7 protein-coding genes and 1 pseudogene are annotated in these 6000 nt (G+C 68.7%); 1 reads left to right on the top strand and 7 read right to left on the bottom strand.

Annotation, left to right across the window (positions count from 1 at the left end; translation table 11 throughout):
• Positions 1–86 precede the first annotated feature (86 nt).
• The 6 genes from ACFVYN_RS35440 to ACFVYN_RS35415 all read right to left on the bottom strand — a co-directional run bounded on the left by ACFVYN_RS35440 (position 87) and on the right by ACFVYN_RS35415 (position 4727).
• Positions 87–635, bottom strand: coding sequence for a DUF1062 domain-containing protein (locus ACFVYN_RS35440; RefSeq protein WP_390006144.1), 549 nt, complete (start codon positions 633–635; stop codon positions 87–89).
• A 232-nt stretch (positions 636–867) separates the two neighbouring features.
• The gene (locus tag ACFVYN_RS35435; protein WP_390006143.1) at positions 868–2442 is read right to left on the bottom strand and encodes a sensor histidine kinase; all 1575 of its coding nucleotides are present in this window, start codon (positions 2440–2442) and stop codon (positions 868–870) included.
• Positions 2439–3173, bottom strand: a complete 735-nt coding sequence (locus ACFVYN_RS35430) for a response regulator transcription factor (RefSeq protein WP_390006141.1) — start codon at positions 3171–3173, stop codon at positions 2439–2441. The genes ACFVYN_RS35435 and ACFVYN_RS35430 overlap by 4 nt, the downstream gene beginning before the upstream one ends.
• A gap of 584 nt (positions 3174–3757) precedes the next feature.
• Positions 3758–3994, bottom strand: a complete 237-nt coding sequence (locus ACFVYN_RS35425; protein ID WP_390006139.1) for a helix-turn-helix domain-containing protein — start codon at positions 3992–3994, stop codon at positions 3758–3760.
• Positions 3995–4008: 14 nt separating this feature from the next.
• A complete protein-coding gene (locus ACFVYN_RS35420) occupies positions 4009–4347 on the bottom strand; it encodes a helix-turn-helix domain-containing protein (protein WP_390006137.1) in 339 nt (112 codons plus the stop codon).
• On the bottom strand, positions 4344–4727 hold the full coding sequence (locus ACFVYN_RS35415; protein WP_390006135.1) for a type II toxin-antitoxin system RelE/ParE family toxin: 384 nt from the start codon (positions 4725–4727) through the stop codon (positions 4344–4346). Before ACFVYN_RS35415 ends, ACFVYN_RS35420 begins: the two co-directional genes overlap by 4 nt.
• 181 nt (positions 4728–4908) lie before the next feature.
• Between ACFVYN_RS35415 and ACFVYN_RS35410 the strand changes: the two genes are divergently transcribed.
• Positions 4909–5127, top strand: coding sequence for a hypothetical protein (locus ACFVYN_RS35410; protein ID WP_390006133.1), 219 nt, complete (start codon positions 4909–4911; stop codon positions 5125–5127).
• A gap of 420 nt (positions 5128–5547) precedes the next feature.
• Here the strand turns inward: ACFVYN_RS35410 and ACFVYN_RS35405 are convergent.
• Positions 5548–5805: pseudogene (locus tag ACFVYN_RS35405) on the bottom strand (transposase); the annotation flags it as partial.
• Positions 5806–6000 lie beyond the last annotated feature (195 nt).

The following is a 6000-nucleotide window of genomic DNA, read 5'->3' as shown; positions in this document are numbered from 1 at the left end:
TTGTTTGTGTGGGGTGGGCTGGTTTTTTTTAATACGACCCGGGCGGGGCTTCGGGGGCCGGGCCGCCCCCAGCTGCCCCGGCGGACTCAGCGTTTGAGCGTGAAAGTGAAGGCGCTGGAAAGTCTGGCGTTCAGCCGGACCGCGGAGACCAGCTTGCCCTCCATGATGAGTCTCTCGGCCTCGGCCCGGGAAAGGCCGCAGCCCTCGGCGATCAGCCGCACCGGACGGATGGGGATCCGCGCCGCGAAACGGACCGATACATCGATCACCTCGCGGTCCAGATGATCCGATCCGCCGGTGTCGAGACGCCAGGCGTCGTCCCAGTCCAGGGCGATGCGGTTACGGCGTCGCAGGGCCGGGTCCTGCAGCAACTCGGCTGCGAGGGCGGGGTCGTTGTCGTGCAGCCGGTCCAGCAGTTCAGGTCGTACGGAACGCACCTGCGTCCGCTCCAGCACCGTGAGCTTCGCTGTGTCACCGCAGGCGGTGCAGAGCACGAGGAGCCAGACGTCGATGAGCTTGTGGTTCGCGTTGACGCGAAACTTGCCGTTCGCCCGGAAGCGTTCCGACGCGCACGAGTGGCAACGGCGGAGGACGAGCGGGAGACAGGTGGGCATGACCACCCAGTCGGTGAGCACAGGAGTACACCGGTTTCAGTGAGAAGTCCGCAGCAAAAAGCAGCGCGACGCACAGGTGCGACGCGCGACCGATCAGCGCTCGGGGGGTCTCACACGGTGTACAACGGCACGTCCTTGCCTCGGAGACTCGGTTCGGCAGCACGGTAATGGCGGGCAGCGGCGCGGATCCACTGGTTTTCGACCCTGCGACGGAACTGAACGGGACTGGGTGCCTGACGTCCCCGTAAGGGAGTTACACCGACGCCCCGTTGCCCGAGACCGCCCGCTCCTCCTCCACCACCGTCTCCATGGCCGCCGGAAGCTCGATCGTGAACTCGGTGCGTCCTGGGACGCTGGTCACCTGGAGGTGGCCTCCGTGGGCTGCCGAGATCGCCGCCACGATGGCCAGACCGAGGCCCGAGCCACCGGAGTTGGCGTCTTCGCGGGAGCGGGAGGCATCGGCTCGGGTGAAGCGTTCGAAGACCGTGGGCAGGAGGGTCGGGGGGATGCCGGGGCCGTTGTCGCGGACGCGGATCACGCAGCGGTCGTCCGCGGACTCCACCGATGCCGTCACCCTCGTGCCGGCCGGTGTGTGCATCCTCGCGTTGGCCAGGAGGTTGGCCACCACCTGGTGCAGACGGGCCGCGTCGCCGGTCACCAACGCCGGGGTGTCGGCGCTCAGTCGGAGGTGCCAGTCGTGGCCGCTCCCCGCCGCTCGCGCGTCCCACACCGCCTCCGCGACCAGTGCCGCCAGGTCCACCTCACCGGACTGGAGGGGACGGCCCTCGTCGAGGCGGGCCAGCAGGAGCAGGTCCTCCACCAGGCCCGTCATCCGCGCCGACTCCGCCGAGACCCGGCGCCAGGCCAGCACCGGTTCGATGCGGTCGGTGCCGCGGTTCATCAGCTCGGCGTATCCGGCGATCGAGGCGAGCGGGGTACGCAGTTCATGGCTGGCGTCGGCCAGGAAGCGCCGCATGTGTTCCTGGCTGCGCCGCATCCGCTCCTCGCCGCGCTGCCGCTCGGCGAGGGAGGACTCCACGTGGTCGAGGAGATGGTTGAGCGCGGCGCCGACCTGGCCGGCCTCGCTGCCGGGGTCGGTGTCGCGCTCTGGTACCCGGGGCAGGCCGGTGACCTCGCCGTGTCCGAGCGGGGCGCGGGAGACCTCGGCGGCGGTGGCGGCGACCCGGCCGAGGGGGCGCAGTTGCCGTCGTATGACCACCGCGCAGACGCAGCCGGCGACGGCGAGCCCGGCCACGGCGACGCCTGTCTCGATCATCACGAGTCCGCTGATCATGTCCTGGACGTCGTCCAAGGGCAGTCCGGCGAGGACCCGGACGCCTCCGTTCGTCAGGACGGTGACCCGGTAGGTGCCGAGGCCGGGCACGGTCCGGGTGTGCATCGTCCCGTCCGCCGGGATCCCGGCCAGGGCGGTGCGCTGGCCGGTGCCGAGCTCGCGGGTGGGGGCGTCCTGGACGACGACGGCCGCCGAGACGACGGCACCGTCCTGGTCCAGGCGGGCGGAGAGCATCCCGACGGGCTGCCCGGTCTCCTCCAGGAAGGTCAGGTCGTCCTCGCTGCCCGGGTGCAACGAGGCTCCCCCCAGGGCCCGTTCGGCGGTGTCGCGGACCCGGTCGTCCAGGTTGCCCATCAGATAGGCGTGCTGGAAGAGCGTGGTGATCAGGCCCATCGCGACACATACGACGACCAGCGTGGCGCTGACGAAGACGAGCAGGCGGGTACGGATGGACCGGGTGTGGGTGGACCGGGTGTGGGTGGACCGGGTACGGATGGACCGGGTGCGCGTCCTCGCGCTCCGCCGCCGGCTCATCTCCCGTCCTCCGCTGCCCTGATCGCGTACCCGAGACCGCGTGCGGTGTGGATCATCGGTGGCCGTCCCCTGTCGATCTTCCGGCGCAGGTTGGAGATGTAGACCTCGACGAGATTGCCGCCGCCGAAGGAGCTGCTCCAGACGTGGTCGAGGATCTGCGCCTTGCCGATGACCTGGCGCGGGTGGCCGAGCAGGAGACCGAGCAGGTCGAACTCCTTCGCGGTGAGCCGGACGGGCTCGCCCGCGCGGCGCACCTCGCGGGTGTCCTCGGTCATGACCAGGTCGCCGAGCACATGGACACGGTCGTCGGTGTGTCCGCGCCCGCCCCCGGCCCCGGACCCGGCCCGGCGCAGCAGTGCGCGCAGTCGCAGTACGACCTCCTCCAGGGAGAAGGGCTTGATGACGTAGTCGTCGGCGCCGGCGTCCAGCCCGTCGAGCCGGTGTTCCAGGGCATCGCGGGCGGTGAGCATGAGCACGGGCAGCTTCGGGTTCTCGAAGCGCAGCCGGCGCAGCACGTGGAGGCCGTCCAGGTCGGGCAGCATTCCGTCGAGCACGACGGCGTGGGGTGCGCAACCGCGGGCCACGCGAAGCGCACTGCGCCCGTCCAGGGCCGGGCAGGGGCACCAGCCCGCCTCGGTGACGGCGACGGACAGCACGTCGTTGAGTGCTCGCTCGTCGCCGACGATGAGCACGCGTACACGGCCCGTTCGGGGCCCGGAGGTGCCGGTCATGTACCGATCGTGTCCCGGCCCGCTGAGGGAATCCTGTGTTCCACCTGAGGGCGGGTGATGACCTGCGGCGACGGGGGTACGGCGAAGGGCCGCGCCCCCATCACCGGGAGTGCGGCCCAGGCCCTTGCGCGCCCGGAGCGCTTACTTGCGGATCAGGCTGCGCAGCACGTACTGAGACATGCTTCGATTGCCGTTCTTAACCCTATTCACCGCCGCCGTTTGATCTCACTCTCGACCAACCACACAAAACACCTGGCCAGAGGCGTGCCGAGGGATCAAGTAGGCACTACGGGGACTTTGAGCGATCGGCTTGAACCATTCCGGCGTGTCTGCCGGTATCAGGTTCGAGAAAGAGGTTGGGTCAGGGCCCGCTCCGCTTTTGTGAACGAGGACCGGCGTCTGACCAGCGAGTACATAGTACGTGTGCAGGCCAGGCCGCTCCTACCTGCAAGTTTGCTGGTCAGCGGGCGATTTTACAGTCGCCGGATGTTCATGCTCGTGCGCTGGAGTGTGCTGGTGTTGCCGTCACTACTGCCGTCAGTGGTCTACACCGCCTGGGGAATTCCAGGAATTCCGAATACGTGTCAAGCGGCTTTGTCGTGCGGGGTGAGGCTGATGGTCAGGTCGGCGCCGAGAGCCTGAGCCAGGCGGCGCAGGAGGGAAAGTGTGGGCACGGTCCCGCCGCCTTCGAAGCGGGAGATCTGCGGCTGCTTCATCCCACACCGCTCGGCCAGCTCGGCCTGGGACAGACCGAGCTCGATGCGCCGGTCGTGGATGAGTTGCCCGAGCTCACGGGCGAGCGCGGAAGGCGGGTCCTGCATGGTTCCTCCCCGCCTCAGGCCGCTGGGGCGACGATGGTGACGGTGGGCTCGTCTCCGCCGGCGAGGTGCACGTCCACCGTGAGGTCCAGCGCGCGGGCCAGGCGCATGATGACCGCGATGGGCGGCAGCTCGGTGGCCGTCTCGATGCCTTCGATGTCATCGACGTCGACGTGCATACGCTCGGCGAGATCGGCCTCGCTCAGACCCAGCTGCTTACGCCGGTCGTAGACGGCCTTGCCCAACGTCATGGCGAGGCCGGCCTCTTCGTAGACCCGGTCGTACTCGGAGTCAGCGTCCAGGTGCTCGCCCAGCAGCTGGCGGTGGCGACGGGTCCTCCATTCGCTGTGGTTCATCGGTTCTCCTTGAGGTTGCGGCTGTAGAGGTCGTGCTCAGCGGCGGCTTCATGTTCTGCCTCGCACAATCGCTGTGCGGCGTGGGCGCGGTCCACTTCGGCCTGCTCGCGCATCCTGGTCTTGCGGAACACGGTGAGCAGCACGACACGTTGGCCGGGCGCCAGCCAGTAGGTGATCCGCTGATGGGCATCGCCCAGGCGGAAGCACAGCTCGCGGAGTTCGCCGCCCAGGTGGCGGGAGTGTGGTTCGTCGAGGGTGGTGGGCTGCTCGGCGAGCAGGTCGGCGACGCGTTCGGCCTGCTTGTAGTGATGGGCGGGAATGTTCTCCAGCCACAGCCGCACCTCCGGCTCGATCTCGATCGAGTACCGCCCGCTGTCCATATCGCCGATGATATATGGCACGGGGTGCGAGAGCGCGAATACGTAGTTCAGGTCGTGTGTCGTCGCCGCGACCGCAGCCACTCCAGCGTCGCACACCCCGCACTCCCCCTTCGTCCTGATGCCACGGCGCCGCCCGCAAACCAGCGGCAACCTGCCGAGGCGGTGCAGGGTCGGCGGCGGGGTGGACCTTACGTACGGCGCCTCGGGCTGGTACCGCAGCGACAAGCCGTTCCTGTACGGCACGCCCGACGTCAACAAGGACGGCATCCCCGACATCTGGTCCGTACGCGCGGACGGCTCCGTCCGCTTCCACGCAGGCGGCAAGACCTCAGTCACCGACACCGGCAGCGAAGCAGTCGCCACCAACGACTACTGGCAGAAACGGATTGCCATCGGCTGACCGAGCCAAAGGTGGTGTTGGTCTGCCTGGTGCCCCAGGACACCAGTCCTGGGGCAGCGGGCGTTTGTCTGGGCCGTCGTGCCCCCTTGATCAGTATTCTGCTCCGCGTTGCTGTCAGTCGCTCCGGCGCAGCGGCGGCATGGGTCCGTCGCCAGGCCAGAGGGTTGCTCGGCCGCAAGGCCGGTGAGGAACATGCCGACCTCGGTCAGAACCTTGGTGCGGTCGTCGGTCCGTAGACGGTCAACTTCCCTCTGCTGGCCTTCGCCGCGCACCGGACCCGCATCACGCCCCATCTCGAGGCACCCCAGGCTCGTGGGTGGCTGGTGCAGAGCGTGTCCGCCGGGTGGTGAGGCCGTGCGGGATCGCGCGCTGAACATCGCCCATCTGCTGTGGCGGTCGGGGTCCGTGGTGTCAGTGCGGGCGGTGCGGAAGGCCGAAGTGCTGCCGTTGCACGTCGGCCGAACGGATGCCCTTCTTCAGAAACCCGGTGTCATCGACGATCAGGACGGCCTCCCGGTCTCCGAGGTGTTCCACTCGATCCGGTTCAGCAACCGGTGGATGCGGTCCGGCCCGGCATGGCCGACCTCCTCCGCCCCGGTTGAACCGGTGCACGGACCGCTCATGCAGTACGCCCAGCTCTCCGGCCCACAACCTGGCTTCTGCAAGGTCCCCACCCATGACCACACCTCGAACGAGCCGGCCAGCAGTCACGGCAAGCACCGTTGCGGTACTAGCGGCGCCCGTTCACCACACGCTCGCAAGGACAGAAGAGCCCCGCACCTGGTACCAGGTGCGGGGTTCTTCGTCGTCGTAGGATGCGCAGCTCCGCTCCGGGAACAGTTCGCGTGCGATCCTGCTCGCAGGCGCGTCTTC

Origin of the sequence: Streptomyces sp. NPDC058307, from assembly GCF_042880295.1 — a bacterium.
Classification (GTDB): domain Bacteria; phylum Actinomycetota; class Actinomycetes; order Streptomycetales; family Streptomycetaceae; genus Streptomyces.
Note: the sequence above shows the minus strand (reverse complement) of the source record. Positions and strands in the feature narration are given on the sequence as shown.

Excerpts from the sequence above, each read along its gene's own strand:
- ACFVYN_RS35435 (WP_390006143.1), bottom strand. The coding sequence starts at position 2,442 with ATGAGCCGGCGGCGGAGCGCGAGGACGCGCACCCGGTCCATCCGTACC.
- ACFVYN_RS35430 (WP_390006141.1), bottom strand. The coding sequence starts at position 3,173 with ATGACCGGCACCTCCGGGCCCCGAACGGGCCGTGTACGCGTGCTCATC.
- ACFVYN_RS35425 (WP_390006139.1), bottom strand. The coding sequence starts at position 3,994 with ATGCAGGACCCGCCTTCCGCGCTCGCCCGTGAGCTCGGGCAACTCATC.
- ACFVYN_RS35420 (WP_390006137.1), bottom strand. The coding sequence starts at position 4,347 with ATGAACCACAGCGAATGGAGGACCCGTCGCCACCGCCAGCTGCTGGGC.
- ACFVYN_RS35415 (WP_390006135.1), bottom strand. The coding sequence starts at position 4,727 with ATGGACAGCGGGCGGTACTCGATCGAGATCGAGCCGGAGGTGCGGCTG.